General features: G+C 68.4%; 13 protein-coding genes. 7 read left to right on the top strand and 6 right to left on the bottom strand.

The features are described 5' to 3' along the window. The first annotated feature begins 89 nt into the window (after window positions 1-89). Window positions 90-1,394 (top strand): cation:proton antiporter, encoded by a 1,305-nt coding sequence (locus tag AC4EEO_RS16515; RefSeq protein ID WP_018763077.1) that lies wholly within the window; start codon window positions 90-92, stop codon window positions 1,392-1,394. Between the two features lie 65 nt (window positions 1,395-1,459). Here AC4EEO_RS16515 and AC4EEO_RS16510 read toward each other — a convergent pair whose 3' ends face one another. Beyond that, window positions 1,460-2,899, bottom strand: a complete 1,440-nt coding sequence (locus tag AC4EEO_RS16510; RefSeq protein WP_018763078.1) for an NCS2 family permease — start codon at window positions 2,897-2,899, stop codon at window positions 1,460-1,462. Between the two features lie 107 nt (window positions 2,900-3,006). Between AC4EEO_RS16510 and AC4EEO_RS16505 the strand changes: the two genes are divergently transcribed. Beyond that, window positions 3,007-3,702: a copper resistance CopC family protein gene (locus tag AC4EEO_RS16505; RefSeq protein WP_491339301.1), complete on the top strand. Its 696-nt coding sequence runs from the start codon at window positions 3,007-3,009 to the stop codon at window positions 3,700-3,702. 52 nt (window positions 3,703-3,754) lie between these two features. Here the strand turns inward: AC4EEO_RS16505 and AC4EEO_RS16500 are convergent, their stop codons facing one another. Then, window positions 3,755-4,393: an NAD(P)-binding protein gene (locus AC4EEO_RS16500; protein WP_133831439.1), complete on the bottom strand. Its 639-nt coding sequence runs from the start codon at window positions 4,391-4,393 to the stop codon at window positions 3,755-3,757. 426 nt (window positions 4,394-4,819) lie between these two features. On the opposite strand from AC4EEO_RS16500, the gene AC4EEO_RS16495 reads away from it, so the two are divergent. From AC4EEO_RS16495 to AC4EEO_RS16475, 5 genes are read left to right on the top strand one after another with little or no spacing between them, the layout of a single operon-like run. Beyond that, window positions 4,820-5,860 carry a universal stress protein gene (locus AC4EEO_RS16495; protein WP_026264955.1) on the top strand — a complete coding sequence of 347 codons (1,041 nt, stop codon included), beginning with the start codon at window positions 4,820-4,822 and terminating at the stop codon, window positions 5,858-5,860. A 33-nt stretch (window positions 5,861-5,893) separates the two neighbouring features. Then, window positions 5,894-8,749 (top strand): PEP/pyruvate-binding domain-containing protein, encoded by a 2,856-nt coding sequence (locus AC4EEO_RS16490; protein ID WP_491339300.1) that lies wholly within the window; start codon window positions 5,894-5,896, stop codon window positions 8,747-8,749. A 9-nt stretch (window positions 8,750-8,758) separates the two neighbouring features. Further along, window positions 8,759-9,970 carry a LolA family protein gene (locus tag AC4EEO_RS16485; protein WP_491339299.1) on the top strand — a complete coding sequence of 404 codons (1,212 nt, stop codon included), beginning with the start codon at window positions 8,759-8,761 and terminating at the stop codon, window positions 9,968-9,970. Beyond that, on the top strand, window positions 9,967-10,977 hold the full coding sequence (locus tag AC4EEO_RS16480) for an ABC transporter ATP-binding protein (RefSeq protein WP_018763084.1): 1,011 nt from the start codon (window positions 9,967-9,969) through the stop codon (window positions 10,975-10,977). The genes AC4EEO_RS16485 and AC4EEO_RS16480 overlap by 4 nt, the downstream gene beginning before the upstream one ends. After that, complete coding sequence (locus AC4EEO_RS16475; RefSeq protein ID WP_491339298.1) at window positions 10,967-11,881, top strand: ABC transporter permease; 915 nt, start codon at window positions 10,967-10,969, stop codon at window positions 11,879-11,881. Before AC4EEO_RS16480 ends, AC4EEO_RS16475 begins: the two co-directional genes overlap by 11 nt. 25 nt (window positions 11,882-11,906) lie before the next feature. Here the strand turns inward: AC4EEO_RS16475 and AC4EEO_RS16470 are convergent, their stop codons facing one another. The 4 genes from AC4EEO_RS16470 to AC4EEO_RS16455 form a co-directional block, all read right to left on the bottom strand. Further along, a complete protein-coding gene (locus AC4EEO_RS16470) occupies window positions 11,907-13,376 on the bottom strand; it encodes a C40 family peptidase (protein WP_491339297.1) in 1,470 nt (489 codons plus the stop codon). A 208-nt stretch (window positions 13,377-13,584) separates the two neighbouring features. After that, the gene (locus AC4EEO_RS16465; RefSeq protein ID WP_026264962.1) at window positions 13,585-14,043 is read right to left on the bottom strand and encodes a metallopeptidase family protein; all 459 of its coding nucleotides are present in this window, start codon (window positions 14,041-14,043) and stop codon (window positions 13,585-13,587) included. Between the two features lie 9 nt (window positions 14,044-14,052). Further along, complete coding sequence (locus AC4EEO_RS16460) at window positions 14,053-15,033, bottom strand: DMT family transporter (RefSeq protein ID WP_491339296.1); 981 nt, start codon at window positions 15,031-15,033, stop codon at window positions 14,053-14,055. A gap of 97 nt (window positions 15,034-15,130) precedes the next feature. Continuing rightward, window positions 15,131-16,147 (bottom strand): PHP domain-containing protein, encoded by a 1,017-nt coding sequence (locus AC4EEO_RS16455; RefSeq protein ID WP_018763089.1) that lies wholly within the window; start codon window positions 16,145-16,147, stop codon window positions 15,131-15,133. Window positions 16,148-16,168: the final 21 nt, after the last annotated feature.

The raw sequence follows: 16,168 nt of genomic DNA, 5'->3' as shown, positions 1-16,168 counted from the left end.
GGGCAGGGGTAGGGTGGGATCGGTCGGCCAGATCCAAGCGTGACGTGCCTGTGCCGGAACCACGCATCTTTCCAAGCCGGAGGCCGCTCATGTTCGACGCCGCTAACATCATCTTTGCGGCCGCCGGCGCGGCCGTCTTCGTCGCCGCCGTCTTGCCAAAACTGCTGCGCAACATGCCCTTGTCCATGCCCATGGTCTTCCTCGGTGCCGGCATGGGGGCCTTTGCGCTGATTCCCTCGCTCCCGGATCCCAACCCGGTGGAGCACAGTGGTTTCGTGATGCACCTGGCGGAAATCTGCGTCATCATTTCGCTGATGGGCGCCGGGCTTGCCTTGGACCGGCCGGTAGGGCGCAAGCGGTGGTCCACCACCTGGCGGCTGCTGGGCATCGCGATGCCACTGTGCATCGCCGCCCTGACGCTGCTGGGCATGTGGTTCCTGGGCCTGGGCCTTGGCGCGGCACTGCTGGTGGCCGCCAGCCTGGCCCCCACGGATCCGGTCCTTGCCTCGGAAGTGCAGGTGGGCGAACCGGCGGACGAGGAAGAAGGTGTCGAAAAGGAAGATGAGGTGCGTTTTGGCCTTACCTCGGAGGCCGGCCTCAACGACGGGCTGGCCTTCCCGTTCGTCTACCTGGCCATCGCCATCAGCGTGGCAGGCGCCTCGCCGTCGGCCTGGTTTCCCGAATGGTTCGGGGTGGACGTGCTGTGGCGGCTGGCGTTGGGCCTGCTGGTGGGTTTCCTCACCGGAAAACTCCTGGCGAAGCTGTTCTTTTCAGCGCGCCGCGACAGCCTGCGGCTTTCCAACCACTCGGAGGGCTTCGTGGCGCTGGCAGCCACCTTCCTGGCGTACGGGCTGACGCAGTTGGCGGAGGGCTACGGGTTCATCGCGGTCTTCGTGTGTGCCGTGACCATCCGCGCGGCCGAGCGCAGCCATGGCTACCACCGGGTGCTGCACTCATACGTGGAGCAGCTCGAACGGCTCCTGACCGTGGTGATCCTGGTCCTGCTCGGCGGCGCCATAGCCCGTGGACTCCTCGCCGGCATCGGGCCGGCGGAGGTGCTGGTCGCGTTGGCGTTCCTGCTGGTGGTCAGGCCCGTGGCGGGTTGGCTGGGGCTGTTGGGCGGCAAGACCGGGCCGCGCGAACGGGTGGCGCTGTCCTTCTTCGGCATCCGCGGTATCGGGTCGCTGTACTACTTGGCCTTTGCCCTGGGGGAGGACCATTTCGCGGACCAGGCGCACTGGCTCTGGTCGTTTGTCGGGCTGGTGGTGGCGTTGTCCATAGTGATCCACGGGGCCACCACCTCGCCGCTGATGAACCGGCTGGACCGGCTGCGCGAGAAACGGGCGCTGGCCGTCTCCGGGGACGAAGGACTCGCGCCCAACACGCCGGTATAGCCGGCCGTAAAGACAAAGGGCTGGTACGGCAGGCGCCGCACCAGCCCTTCCCGTCCAGCGGGTGGCTACATGCTGAGGGCGGCCTCGATCGGGCCGATGGCGAAGAACAGCAGGAATGCCGCGGCAACGGCCCACATCAGCGGGTGGATGTCCTTGACCTTGCCCTGGACCGTGCGGATCAGGACGTAGGCGATAAAGCCGGCGCCCAGGCCGTTGGCGATCGAGTAGGTGAACGGCATGAGGGTGAAGGTCAGGAACGCCGGGATGGCAATGCCCCAGTCCTGCCAGTCAATCTTGCCCACCTGGGACACCATCATGAAGCCCACCACCACCAGGGCCGGGGCTACGGCCTCGAACGGGACCAGGTTGATCAGCGGGGTGAAGAACATGGCCACCAGGAACAGCAGGCCGGTGACGATCGAGGCGATGCCGGTCCGGGCGCCTTCGCCAATGCCGGCGCCGGCTTCGACGTAGATCTGGTTGGAGGAGACGGACGCGCCGCCGCCGATGATGGCACCGAGGGCGTCCACCTGGAGCACGCGGTCCACGTCGGGAATGTTGCCGTGTTCGTCGACCGTGCCGGCTTCGTTGGCCAGGCCCACCATGGTGCCCATGGCGTCGAAGAAGATGCTGAGCAGGATCACGAAGGCCAGCAGGGTGGCGGCCACGAAGCCGAGGTCGGAGAAGGCGCCGAACGGGTTGGCCTTGCCGATCAGGGAGAGGTCCGGGGCGGCCCAGCCGCTGAATGTGGGGGCCACCAGGGACCAGCCCTGCGGGTTGGAGGTCTTGCCGTCAAAGCTGGGGCCGATGTGGAGGGTCATCTCAAGGATGACGGACAGTACGGTCGAGGTGATGATGCCGATCAGGATGGCGCCCTTGACCTTCCGGACCACCAAGGCGATGGTGAGGATCAGGCCGAAGACGAACACGGCGGTGGGCCAGCCCAGCAGTTTGCCGTCGAAGCCCAGGCCCACGGGCACGGTGGTTCCTGCCACGTCCGGGATTCGCCGGACGAACCCGGCATTGACCAGGCCGATCAGGGCGATAAACAGGCCGATGCCCACCACGATTGCTGTCTTGAGCCCCTCGGGCACGGCCTTGAAGACGGCGGTCCGGAAACCGGTGAGGACCAGGATCAGCATGGTGATGCCGGAAAGGACCACCAGGCCCATCATGTCCGGCCAGGTGAGGCCCGGGTTCCTGGCGACCGTCACGGCCACGAAGGCGTTGACGCCCAGGCCGGTGGCCAGTGCGAAGGGGTGCCGTCCCCATGCGCCCATGAGGATGGTCAGCACCCCGGCCACGAGCGCGGTTACCGCGGCAACGGCGGTGAAACCGAGCGTTGCGCCGGTGGAGTCGGGACCTGACAGGATCAGGGGGTTCAGCACCACGATGTAGCTCATGGCGAAGAAGGTGGCGAACCCGCCGCGGATCTCGCGGGAAAAGTTGGAGCCTCGCTCCGTGACCATGAAGTACCGGTCCAGGGCAGAGCCTTGCTTAAGCATTAGTCCTCCGGGGGAATGTGTGGGGATACCTGCATCCTAAGGGTGCTGCACGGTGGGGGCGGCCAAATTCGCCTAGTCTGTAAGGAAGCCAACATGAGGAGCAGCCCATGCGCCCGGTCCGCCGGCAGTTGCTGAGCATAATGCTCGGTTTGTTCGTCCTTGCAACCTCCACCCTTGGCCTGGTGGGGCCGGCCTCCGCGCATGATGCCGCGGAATCCACCACCCCGGCGCAGGGAGCCGCGTTGGCGGCCCCGCCTGAAGAAGTTTCGGTGACCTTCAGTAACCCGCCGCTGGGCATTGGTTCCTCGTTCTCGGTCAAGGATGCGTCCGGGAAGGAGTGGGCTGACGGTTCCGTCCGCATCGTCGACAACGTCGCCACCCAAAAGCTTCGTTCGGGTGGCCCGGCGGGGGCGTACACGGTGGCGTGGCGCGTGGTCAGCTCAGATTCACACCCGATCGAGGGGACGTTCACGTTTACCGCGGCATCGGGATCCGCCCCAGGCGGCGCTGCGGCCTCAGTCGCTGCCCCGTCGGGAAGTTCGACGGCGGCCGGCGCCGTCCCCGGCATGGGCACGGCGAGGCCGGGGGTGACGGAGGAACCGTCAGCACCTGCCGGCGCACCCGAGCCCTTCCAGTGGAGCATCGTGCTGTTTGCGGCGGTGGCCGTTGGACTGCTCGCCGCCTTGGGCGTTCTGGCCCGGCGCCGGCTATCCGGTGACGGTGACGCGCTTGACGACGGGCACCAGCCCGACGAGGAGGACCGGCCCGACGACGGGGACACAGTTGGAGAGGGCCGGCGGTAGCGGCCGCTTGGCCGAACAGGCGGATCAAGGCCGGCGGTCAAGAGGATTGCCGTCAGCAGGTAAGCGCCGCAAAGCTGCCCGTTGCGGGGAAGGCGCCGGCCGATGGCTGGACGTTGCCAAGGTTGACCTTGGCGGAGATCGCCTGGCCTACGGTCTTGGCCTGGCGCAGCACCTCCTTGGGTGACGGCGTGATCAGTTCACCCACCCCCACCAGGTAGATGCCGATCGCCCGCATGGCTGCTGCCACGTTCTTGCCTACGGCAATGCCGAAGTCGCTGAGCATGCGCCGCAGTTGGCTGTGGGCGCAGCGCGTCAGGACAATGTGGTCTGCCACCAGGATGCCTGTGGGCGTGTGGACCTGCCACTGGGGCGCTGCGGTGTCCTCCGGACCCTCAAGCATGGTCAGCTGCACAGCCCGGGTGGTGTTCCGCACGTCGACGCTGTGGCTTGCGGCGTAGTTGCGCAGGTGCCGCAGGATCTCGTTCCGCTCCCTCAGGGTGTCACTGTCCGCGGCGTCGCAGCGCTGCAGCGACGACGTGTTCGCCGGCTGCGCCGCGCCCAGGATATCCAGGCCGTCCACCACGATGGACTCCACTCCGTGCCGCCGCAGTTCAGCGGCCACGGCCAGCCCGGACAGGCCGGTGCCAATGATCACAGTGGTGGTCTGTTCGGTCCCGGCATTCCCAGGCATGCTTGACACTACAGTTTCCCTCCTTCGAAGCTTCGGCAGGTTGCCGGCGACCTCGCCGGCTCGCGTCCCGATGCCCCCAAGCACGGTCGCAGCGCATGGCCGGGCCGCCCCCACAGGAAGTTGCAGCTGGCGTCCCGGACCAACAATGTCCTGAAGACTACAGAACAATTGCGGCCGTGAATAGCCCATGGGAGAAAACATTCGCGCGGTGGTGAAGGCGCTTTCCGGGAGCGCCGGGAAAGCCTGTGGATAACCCTCGTTCGCGCCCCTGAACAGGCTTGCTAAGCCGCGGGGGACGGAGAATAGTGGGAAGTGGAAGCGGCCTGTTCCCTGCCGTTGCAGCAGCGGGACGGGGTGCACGGACCCGGGGCCGTTTTCTGGCAGAATAGCCGCAACATCAGGCAGTATCGCGAGGAGGCGGCCCCCATGGGCTCACAAGAGTTGCATCCGGACCCCGCTCGGGACGGCGGTGGTTCTCCGGCCGCTCCCGAAGGCATCGTGGTGGGGGTCGATGGCTCCGAGCACGGCCAGTGCGCCCTGGTGTGGGCCGCGCGGGAGGCCCAGCGCCGTCGTCGTCCACTCCATATCGTCACCGCCTACTCGGTGCCGATCTTCGCCGCCTCCGGCCTGGACGGCGGCTACGCCACCGTGGACGACTCGGTCATCCGGGAGGGGGCCGAGGCCATCGCCAAACAGGCCCTCGAGAAGGTTTCAACGTACGACGTGGAGGCCAGCTCCTCGGTGGAGAACGGTGACGCCGCCGGTGTGCTGCTGGAGATCTCCGAAACCGCCGAGCTCCTGGTGGTGGGAACCCGCGGCCGCGGCGGCTTCGTGGGCCGGCTCCTGGGTTCGGTCAGCAGCGCGCTGCCCGCCCACGCGAAATGCCCCACGGTGACCGTGCCGCTGTTCTGCTCGGAGCGGCTCGGTGAGACCACCGAGGACCGGCGCATCAAGGCAGAGCAGGCCAAATCCGGCCACCGGCCGGTGGAGAACGTGGTGGTGGTCGGCGTCGACGGTTCCGAGCAGGCCAGGGTGGCCGTGCTGGAAGCAGCTGACCAGGCCGAACGGCTCGGCGCCGCGCTCCGTGTGGTCTGTGCCGTGCCGCAGTACAGCGGTTCCTTGGCGTGGGTTCCCGCCCCGATGGACCGGAAGGCCTTGTTTGAGGACATCCGCGTCACCCTGGACGCGGGCATGGCCTGGCTTCGCAGCCACTATCCCCACTTGCGGGCCGATTACGAGCTCAAGGACGGTTCGCCTGTCGACGTCCTCGTGGAGGAGAGCAGGCACGTGGAACTGGTGGTGGTGGGCACCCGCGGCCGCGGTGGCTTCACCGGCATGCTCCTCGGCTCAACATCGGACGGCGTACTCCATCATGCCAGGGGACCGGTCATGGTGGTGCCGGACCGGGAAGACCCGCGCCTGGCAGACCGGGCACGGTTCGGGCCCATCCTGGGCGACGCAGCGTAGGCACACCAGGTCCGCCGGCAGGCCAGCCACGCCATGGGGCAGCAGGGGATACCGTCATCGGGCACCAGCGCAGGCGCCGGTCCCGTCCTGCCGCTGGAGGCCCTCGACGCCGGAATGCTGGCCCTCGTGGGCGGCAAGGCGGCGAACCTCGGCGAGTTGATGTCCGCCGGGCTGCCCGTCCCGGAAGGTTTCTGCCTGACAACAGAGGCATATTGGCAGGTGGTCGGCACCCCTGAGCCCGTCCTTCCCGGACTTGCCGATGCCTTTGCGGCCCTGCAGGGAGCAGCACGGGCCACAAGCCATGATTTTGCCGCCAGCGGGTCAATCGACCTGGCCGGACCGGCCGGAACCGCGCGTGCCGCAATCCTGGCGGCGCCGCTTCCGGCAGCAGTATCCGACGCCGTCCGGCAGGCGTACGCCGCGATGGGACCGGACGTTCCGGTGGCGGTACGGTCCTCCGCTACCGCCGAGGACCTGCCGTTTGCGAGTTTCGCCGGCCAGCAGGACACCTACCTCAACGTCATCGGAGGGGACGCGGTCCTTGAGGCAGTGCGCAATTGCTGGGCATCGCTCTGGACCGACCGTGCAACTGCCTACCGGGCAAGCCTGGGCATCGACCCTGCCGGAGTGGCCATCGCCGTAGTGGTGCAGCGGATGGTGGATGCAGACACGGCGGGAGTCATGTTCACGGCGAACCCACTCACCGGGCGGCGCCGGCAGCTCGTCATCGATGCCGGCCGGGGCCTCGGCGAAGCAGTGGTCTCCGGCGCGGTCAACCCGGACCACTTTGTGGTGGATGGCCTGACCGGCAGGGCAGTGGAGCAGCGGCTTGGCGGGGAAGGCGTCGAGGTCAGGTCCCTTCCCGGCGGCGGCACGGAGACGAGGAAGTTGCCGGGCAGCACCGGAACGCCCTGCCTGACGGAACCCCAGCTGGCCGCCCTGGCGAGGCTTGGGCTGCAGGCCGAAGACCACTTCGGCGCCCCGCAGGACACCGAGTGGGCCATCGACAACGCCGGGGCCTTGTGGCTGACCCAATCCCGGCCCATCACCACCCTCTACCCGGTCCCGGAAAGCAACGGGGCCGCCCACGTCCGCCACGGCGGGCCCGGCGCCGGCGGCACCAGGGCGTACCTGTGCTTCAGCCTGGCGCAGGGACTCACCCGGCCGCTTACCCCCATGGGGCTGGCCGCCTTGCGCCTTGTCGCCTCGTCCGTGGCCACGGCCGCACGGTTCCCTGTTCCCGAACCCCGGCGGGGGCCGTCCCCGTACGCCGAGGCAGGGCAGCGGATATACATCGACTTCACCACGCCCCTTCGCAGCGCCGTGGGCCGCCGCATCGTTCCCCGGGTCTTTGACGTCATGGAGGCACGGACCGCAGCGGTCATGCGTCAACTGTTCGCGGACCCTGCCTTTTCGGTGACCGGCAGGACGCCCCTCGGGCTCCTCCGGCACGCAGGCCCGGCAGCAGTGCACGCCAAGGTTCCGCAGGCAGTACTTCGGGCCCTGCTCCGGCCCGGGGCGGCGCTCCGCCGGCTGCACCGCTTTACCCGGGACTTCGAGGGATCCTTGGCCCCCACCGATGGTCCCGGGGCCCTGGCCAGGCTGGACCATGTCGAGGCCCTCCTGGGAGCCCGCCTTTTTCCGATTGTTCCGGCCATACTTCCCCTCCCCTTGGTGGGCTTTGCGATGCTGGGCCTCGCCGGAAAGCTCCTGGGCGACGACGCGTGGGACGAACTCCAGCCCGTGATCCGGGGCCTGCCGAACAACGTCACCACCGAGATGGACCTTGATTTGTGGCGCCTCGCCTCGGCCATCAAGGGTGATGGCGAATCGGCAGCCGCCCTGATGGGATCGGATCCAGCGGCGCTGGCGGAAGACTTCAGGGCCGGGCGGCTGCCCGCGCGCCTGGACGCCGGGCTGGGGCGGTTCCTGGAGCGGTACGGGCACCGGGCGGTGGCTGAGATCGACATCGGGCTGCCGCGGTGGTCGGAAGAGCCCGCACATATCCTGGGCATCCTGGCCAATTACCTCCGGTTGGAAGATCCCGCCCTAGCGCCGGACCGGCAGTTCAGCACAGCAGCCGAGGACGCTGAAGCCCAGGTCGAGCGGCTCGTAGCCCGCGCAGCCGGGCGCGGCAGGACCAGGGGAGTGTTGGTGCGGGCCGCCCTGCGCAGGGCACGGCTCTTCGCCGGCCTGCGCGAACTGCCCAAGTACCAGCTTGTGCTTGGCCTTGGAGAAGTCCGCAGGCAACTGCTCCTGGTGGGCGCCGAACTCGCGGAGGCAGGAGCCCTCGACCGCCCGGACGACGTCTTCTTCCTGGACTTCGCCGAGGTGCGGCAGGCCCTTTCCGGCGGAACAGCGGACCCGGGAGCAACGTTGCCGGACGTCCGGCAGCTTGTCGCCGGCCGGCGGGCGGACTACCGCCGGGAGCTTGATCGCCGGCATATACCCCGGGTGCTCCTCTCGGACGGCACCGAACCCGAAGCGGTCCGTACCGCCGCCGGCATGGCGGACGGAACGCTGGCTGGAAGTCCTGCCTCGGCAGGGACGGTGACGGCAGCGGCACGGGTGGTCCTGGACCCCGTCGGCGCCCGCCTCGAACCGGGCGAGATCCTCGTTGCCCCTTCTACTGACCCCGGGTGGACGCCGTTGTTCCTTACTGCCGGAGGGCTCGTGATGGAAATGGGCGGCGCCAACTCCCACGGCGCTGTGGTGGCCAGGGAATACGGGATCCCCGCGGTCGTCGGGGTGGCGGATGCCACCAGGCTGATAACCACCGGCCAAAGAGTAACGGTCGACGGCGGTCAGGGAACCGTCGTGCCCGAACGTCCTGCCGGTACCGAAGTTTTAGGGACCCATGCCGGCACGGACCCGGCCGCGCGGGCGTAACCTTGATCTATGGGTTCCAACACGCTGGATTCCAGCGGAGAGTTGCAGCAGAGCAGCACATTGCAACAGCGCAGCACATTGCGCCGACGGACATGGCTTCGGTGGATGCCGGCCGCCGCAGCCCCGGTGGTGATCGCTGTGGGCGCGCTCACCGGGTCCCTGCCCGCCAGCGCCGGAGACCCGCTGCCCGCGAAAACCCCCGCACAAGTCCTGGAACTGGTGGGCACCCATCAGGTGCACTCTTTCTCGGGAACCTTGGAGCAGGTGTCGGAGTTGGGCCTGCCCGAGCTTCCGGCCGCCGGCAAGACCTCCGCCCCTGCATCAGCCGGGAGCGCAGCCGCCGTGATCGAGCTCCTGTCCGGCCGGCACAGCGCCCGCATCTACGTTGACGGCAAGGACAACGCCCGCGTGCAGGTCGTGGACCAGTTGGCAGAACGGGACGTGGTCCGGCACGGCAATGATGTCTGGTTTTACTCGTCGAAGGACAACACCGCTGAGCACCTGAGGCTGCCCGCAAAAACCCAGGATTCGATGCCCTCGAGGGACATGCAGGGCACGTCCGGCGTCCCCGCGCCGGGCGACCTGGCGCAGCAGCTCCTGTCCAAGGTCGATCCCACCACCGCTGTCACCGTGGGACCGGACGTCGTTGTTGCCGGCCGCAGCGCTTACAACCTGGTGATTGAGCCCCGCACCGATGCAACGCTGGTGGGCAAGGTGGCCATCGCGGTCGATGGCCAAACGGGCATGCCGCTGTCCGTCCAGGTGACCGCGCGCGGAGCCGACAAACCGGCATTTCGTTCCGGTTTCACCGCCTTTTCCCTGGACACGCCGGATCAGTCCCTGTTCAGCTTCACGCCACCGCCAGGCAGCACGGTGAAGGACGTTCCGGTGCCGGACAAGTCCCATGAGCCGGCAGATGCTCCACATCCGGGCCCCATGGCCAACCCGGACCAGCTGCTTCCCCAGCTCGAAGCGAAGGCGCACCTCTCCGTGGCCGGAACGGGCTGGGAAACGGTAGTGGGCACGGCAGCGGGCGCTTCCGGTTCAGCTGCAGCGTCCCTGCTGGCCGATCCGCTGCTGGCACAGGCCGCAGTCCCCGTCCCGGGCGGCCGGCTTCTCTCCACAGCCCTGGTGAACGTACTGGTCACTGACGACGGCCGGATGTTCGCTGGCATGGTGCCGCCGGAGGCACTGCAGGCCGCAGCGGCAGCGGCTCGGTGAGTACGGGCCTGGCGGGCGCTGGTCCGGCGGCTGCCGGCCTTGCGATCGAGACCCATGGCCTGAGTAAGCGGTTCGGCCAGCAGACCGCCGTCGATGCTGTGGACCTCGCCGTCCCGCATGGGGCGGTGTTCGGTTTCCTTGGGCCCAACGGGTCCGGCAAGACCACCACCATCCGCATGCTGCTTGGCCTGGCGGCCGCGTCCGCCGGAACCGTGAACCTGCTTGGCAGGCAGATGCCGGATGAGTTCCACGATGTGCTTCCGCGGGTCGGTGCCTTGGTGGAAGGACCGGCGTTCTATCCCTTTCTCTCCGGGGCCGCCAACCTCCACCGGCTTGATGCCGCCGGCCGGCACACCGTGCCGGCCACCCGCAAGGCCAGGGTGGAACGGGCCCTGGAGCGCGTGGGATTGGAACACGCAGCCCGGAAGCGGGTCCACGCGTACTCACTGGGCATGAAGCAGCGGCTGGGCATTGCCAACGCGCTGCTGTCTCCCCGGGACCTGCTGGTGCTGGATGAGCCCACCAATGGATTGGATCCTCAAGGTACGCGTGAGGTGCGCAACCTGGTCCGGTCCCTGGCCCACGAGGGCACCACCGTGTTCGTCTCCAGCCACCTGCTGGCCGAGGTGGACCAGATGTGTACCCACGCCGCAGTGATGAGCGCCGGCAAGCTCGTGGCGCAAGGGCCGCTGGCTGAACTCCGGCAAGCCGGCAGCACCCGCCTCCGGCTGGTCACCCCGGATGGCGGCGCGGCGCGGCGGGTCCTCGCGCGGCTGGGGCTGCCACCCGCACCTGTGGACGGGGAATCCGGCAAGCCGTCGCCGGACGGCGAGACCATCGTGGCGGCCTTGGTTACCTCAGTGCAGCCACCCGCCCCGCTCCCGGAAGAAGTCGTTGCGCACCTGGTCCAGGCCGGGGTGCGTGTCCGGGGCTTCGCCGTCGAACGCGAAAGCCTCGAAGACCGCTTCGTTGCCCTTACCGGGGAAGGATTCGACGTTGCCCAGTAGCGTGCCTGCCGACATCCCACAGCCTGCGGGAACCGCCCGGGCCGCGACCCCGCAGAGCACGTCCAGGCGGTCCGGTTCCAGGACGTCGGGTTCCGGGTTTTCCTTGCTGGCCTCTGAACTGAGGGTCCTGTTCACCCGGCGGCGCACCTGGGCGCTGTTGCTGGCCCTGGCCGCCATTCCGGTGCTCATCGCCGTCGCGGTCAAGGTCTCGTCCGCCGTCCCGCCCGGTCGCGGCCCTGCCTTCCTGGACCGGATTACCCAAAACGGACTGTTCGTGGCCTTCACCGCCATGCTGGTGTCCGTCCCGCTGTTCATGCCGCTCGCGGTGGGGGTGGTGGCCGGCGACACCATCGCCGGGGAAGCGAGCCTGGGAACCCTCCGCTATTTGCTGGTGGCCCCGGCGGGCAGGGTGCGCCTGCTCCTGGTCAAATATGCGGGCGCCGTGGCCTTCTGCATCGTGGCACCGTTGACCATCGGCCTGGTGGGGGCAGCCATCGGCGCGGCGCTCTTTCCAGTAGGGCCGGTGACCCTGCTGTCCGGCGGGGTCATCCAGCCTGCTGAGGCCGCCGTGCGGATAGTGCTCATCGCCGCTTACATTGCCGTATCCCTGGCGGGCCTCTCAGCGATTGGGCTGTTCCTGTCAACCATGACCGTGGTCCCCGTCGGTGCGATGGCGGCCACCGTGGTGGTCTCGGTCGTTTCCGAGGTCCTGGACCAGCTTCCCCAGCTGGAATGGCTGCATCCGTGGTTGTTCAGCCATTACTGGCTTGGTTTCGGTGACATGTTGCGCCAGCCGGTGCTGTGGGACTCGTTCGCCGCGAATGGACTGCTCCAAGCAGGCTACGTGGCGGTGTTCGGGGCGCTGGCGTACGGCCGTTTCGTCACCAAGGACGTCTTGAGCTGACTGGTGGGCGGACCCGCAGTACGGCTCAGTAGCGGGCGGCGTACGGGTAGAGGTCCATTCCCACCATGGAACTGATGCTGGAGACGGTGATGCCTTCCTGCGGATTCAGCGCCTGCGCCACCTGGCCGTTTCCCAGGTAGATGGCCACGTGGTAGAAGTTCGGAGCCGAGCCCCACACCAGGAGATCGCCGCGGCGCGCCTGTGAGATCGGGACGTGGACAGGGGCGGCAGCGTACTGCTGGGACGCGGTGCGCGGGAGGTACTTTCCGGCGGCGGCGAACGCGTTCTGCACCAGGCCGGAGCAGTCAAAGCCGTACACGCCGGTACCGCCCCACTGATAGTAGTACGGCGCGCCAACCTTCCCCAAAGCGACGGCGATCGCCGTCTCGTAGGTCCCAGCGCCGGTTGACGGGGGCGCGGGAGCGGGCGCCGGCGCCGGCGCCGGCGCGGGGTTGGCAGGAGCAGGGGCCGGTGCGGGCGCAGCGGGGGCCGGGGCCGCGGGAGCGGGTGCGGCGGGTGCCGGAGCTGCAGGCGGCTGGGCTGGAACCGGGGCCGGGGCCGCCGGGGCCGGAGCGGCGGGAGCAGGTGCCGTGTCCTGGGCCGGCGTGTTCCGGGCCGGGGCGTTCTGCGCAGCGGACTGGTCCTGTGACGCTTGGTCCTGGGCTGCCTTGTCCTGTGCCGCTTTGTCGGCAGCGGCAGACAAAGCCGCAAGCCGCGCTTCTTCACGCTGCTTGTCCAGGGCATCAACCCGGGCCGATTCCAGCGCAACGGTGGTGTTCCGGAGCTGCGCCAGCTGGTCCACCAGGATGCTCCGCTGCGCCTTCGCGTCGGACACGGCTTTGGCCTGCGCGGCGTTGGCCTCTTCGGCCTGGGACTTCCGCTGCTCGGCGGTTTTCGCAGCATCGTCGGCGGCCTTGGTGGCATCGTCGGCGGATGCCGTCAGGGAGCGGTACGCGGTGGCCGCGGCACCCGCAGCTTCAAAAGCGCGGCTCCGGCTGGCGGACAGGGCTTCGAGCGTGGCGGCCTGCTGCAGGCTGTCCCCACCGCTGGCCAGGGTTCCGAGCGTGGGGTTCAGTCCGCCGTTGCGGTAAAGGTCTCCGGCGAGTTGCCCTACCTGTTTCCGGGATTTGTCCAGCTGCTCCTTCGCGGACGAGGCGCGGGCGGAGGCCGCGGACGCAGCCTGGGTCCGTTGCTGCAGCTCAACCAGCGCTTCGCTGTAGGAGTTGTTTGCCTGCATCGCCACGGCGAAGGCCGCCTGCTGGGCCGTGGATGCGTCGGCGAGAATGCGTTCGATCGCGGTGACCTGGTCCGCCGTCGCGGTTTCGCTGGCTTTTGCCGCGGCAATATCTTCCGGGGACGGGATGTCCGGCGATGCCGGAACGGACAGCGGCGCGGAAGGCGCCGGTACGGCTGCTGCGGGTGTGGCAACGGAGGCAAAGAGTACGACGGCGGCGCACAGCACGGCCGTTGTACGGCCGGATCCGGGTAAAGCCATGTGCAGAGACCTCGCAACAATTGGGCTGGGAGTGAGGTTCTGGATGCGGCACGACGGTGCCCCTCAGCTGCTCGCCAGCAGTCCGAGGTTACGTGACTCGATGCACATTGGCAACAGCAGTCACAGCAATAACATAAACCACAAGAATGTCATTCGTGGTGCTGGCCGATAGGGCGTGTCGCGGAATCGGTCGCAGGCCGGAGCCTGCTCAGCCCCAACCCAGCTCGTGCAGCCGGGCATCGGAGATGCCGAAGTGATGGGCGATTTCATGGACGACGGTCACGGCCACTTCGTGGATCACATCATCCCGGGAGCCGCAGATCTCCAGGATGGGTTCGCGGAAGATGGTGATGCGGTCCGGCAGGGAACCGGCATCCCACCACGAGTCGCGTTCCGTCAGCGGCACCCCTTCATAGAGGCCCAGCAGGACGGCGTCCGGATCTTCCCCGGGGCCGGGAACATAATCGTCTTCGATGAAGACGGCCACGTTGTCCATGGCGCGGGCCAGGCGGTCGGGAATACTGTCCAGGGCATCCTGGACGGCGGTCTCGAACTCGTCCGGGGACATGGCGAATCCGGAGGGCGCGTCCGCAACCGGTTCGTTAGGGGCTGCTCCGTCCGGACTCGAGGGGACAATCGGCAGGCCCGGTGGCAGGCTGGCTGGCATAGTTCGACTCTAGCCCCGATGCGGGCGGCGCCGCCCGCCGGGCGCCCGGGTCCTGCGCCGGGTCAGGCCGACGCCCAGGAGGCACACCAAGCCACCTGCCAGTCCCCAGGCGGCAGGAATCTCGCCCAGCAACAGCCAGGAGATAAGGACGGTGGTTCCTGGTACCAGGTACGTGGTGGCGGCCAGCTTGCCGGCATCCACCAAAGACAACGCGTAGGCCCATGTGGTGAAGGCGATAGCGGTGGGGAAGACCCCCAGGTATACCAGCCCCCAGGTGGCCTGCGGCGGAGCTGCCTGTACTTCGGCCGCGAGCTGCCCGGCGAAGGGCAGGCAGCACAGGGCACCCACCACGATTCCGAACCAGGTGGCCTGGGCCGCGGGAAACTTCCGCACCACCGGCTTCTGGATGATGACGCTGACTGCGGCGAGCACCGCGGCAAGGAGGCACAGCGCCACGCCGGCGAGGTCCGCCGTCGTACTCCCGCCCGGGGTGCGCGGCTGCCCGGAACCGATGGCAATCATCGCGACACCGGCAAAGGCCACCGTGCTGCCGATCAGCAGCCAGCGTGGAAAACCTTCCTTGAGGAAGATGCCGGCCATGATTGCCACCAGGATGGGATTGACGTTGATCAGCAGGGCGCTGGTGCCTGCGTCCAGGATGTGCTCGGCAGCGTTCAGCGCCACGTTGTAGCCACCGAACCACATCACTCCGTAGGCAAGGATGGGCAGCCACTCCCGACCCCGGGGCACCACGCGGCTTCTGAGGAGTTGCGGCAGCACCAGGATGGCCAGGACGACGGCGGCAACCGCCAGCCTGCCCAACGTCAGGGAGCCGGGGGAGAAATGCGGGCCGATCGCGCGGATTCCCACGAATGCCGAAGCCCACAGCAGCACGGTGACCGCCATGGCCGCCACGCCGAGGGCCCTCACCGGGACAGCCGCGGGAGCTGGGGGAGTGAGTGCTTTGGGTCCGGGGCTGGATGAGGGCATGAACCAAATGTAGCGGCGGCGGAGGAGCCCGGCTGGCGGGAATCGGACAACGAGGTACGGCGGTTGGGGGACTCCCCGGTGCCCGGCGGGGCCGGCCCTACGGGGCTGCGGCCCAGGCCAGCAGCTTGTCCGCCGGCCAGGTGGTGATGATCCGCTCAACGGGTACGTTGTTTCGGGCCGCCCGTTCGGCGCCGTACTGCAGGAAATCCAGCTGCCCGGGTGCGTGGGCATCGCTGTCGATCGAGAACAGGCAGCCGGCCTCCAAAGCCAGCTGGATCAGGGCGTCGGGCGGGTCCTGCCGCTCCGGCCGGGAGTTGATCTCCACGGCGACGTTGTGCTCTGCGCAGGCGGCAAAAACTTCCTTGGCATCGAATTCCGACGGCGGCCTGGTCCCTCGCGAGCCCTCCACCAGCCGGCCGGTGCAGTGGCCCAGGATGTTGGTCCGCGGGTCGGTGATTCCGCCGAGCATCCGCGTGGTCATGGTCTTGCGGTCAGCACGCAGCTTGGAATGGACGCTGGCCACCACGATGTCCAACCTGTCCAGCAGTTCCGGTTCCTGGTCCAGCTCTCCCGATTCCAGGATGTCCACCTCGATGCCTGCCAGGAGCCGGGTGGGTCCGCCCTTGCCGTTGATGCCCGCCACCACGTCAAGCTGGTCGCGCAGGCGTTCGGGCGAGAGGCCGTTGGCGATCGTGAGGTTGGGGGAGTGGTCTGTCAGGGCCACGTACTCCCTGCCCAGCACCTCCGCGGCGGCAAGCATCAACTCGATGGGGGAGCCGCCGTCGGACCATTCGCTGTGGCTGTGGAGGTCGCCGCGCAGCGCCTCCTGGATGTCCCTGCCGCCGGGAGCCAGCGGCTGCGCTCCCTTCTCCCGGAGGTCCGCCAGGTACTCGGGAACTTGTTCGTCCACGGCCTCCCGGATCACGGCGTAGGTCCGGTCGCCGATCCCCTTCATGGACTTCAGCCGCCCGGACCGTGCGCGGGACGCCAGTTCGTCCGGGTCCAGGGCGCCGATGGTGGCGGCGGCCTTGCGGAAGGCCTGCACCTTGAAGGTGGCAGCGCGCCCGCGCTCCAGCCAGAAAGCAATCTCGTTGAGGGCTGCGACGGCATCCATCCGTCCATCTTGGCCCCTGCA

It is taken from the genome of Pseudarthrobacter sp. MOO13 (assembly GCF_058267655.1).
This window is presented reverse-complemented; position numbering and strand designations above follow the sequence as displayed.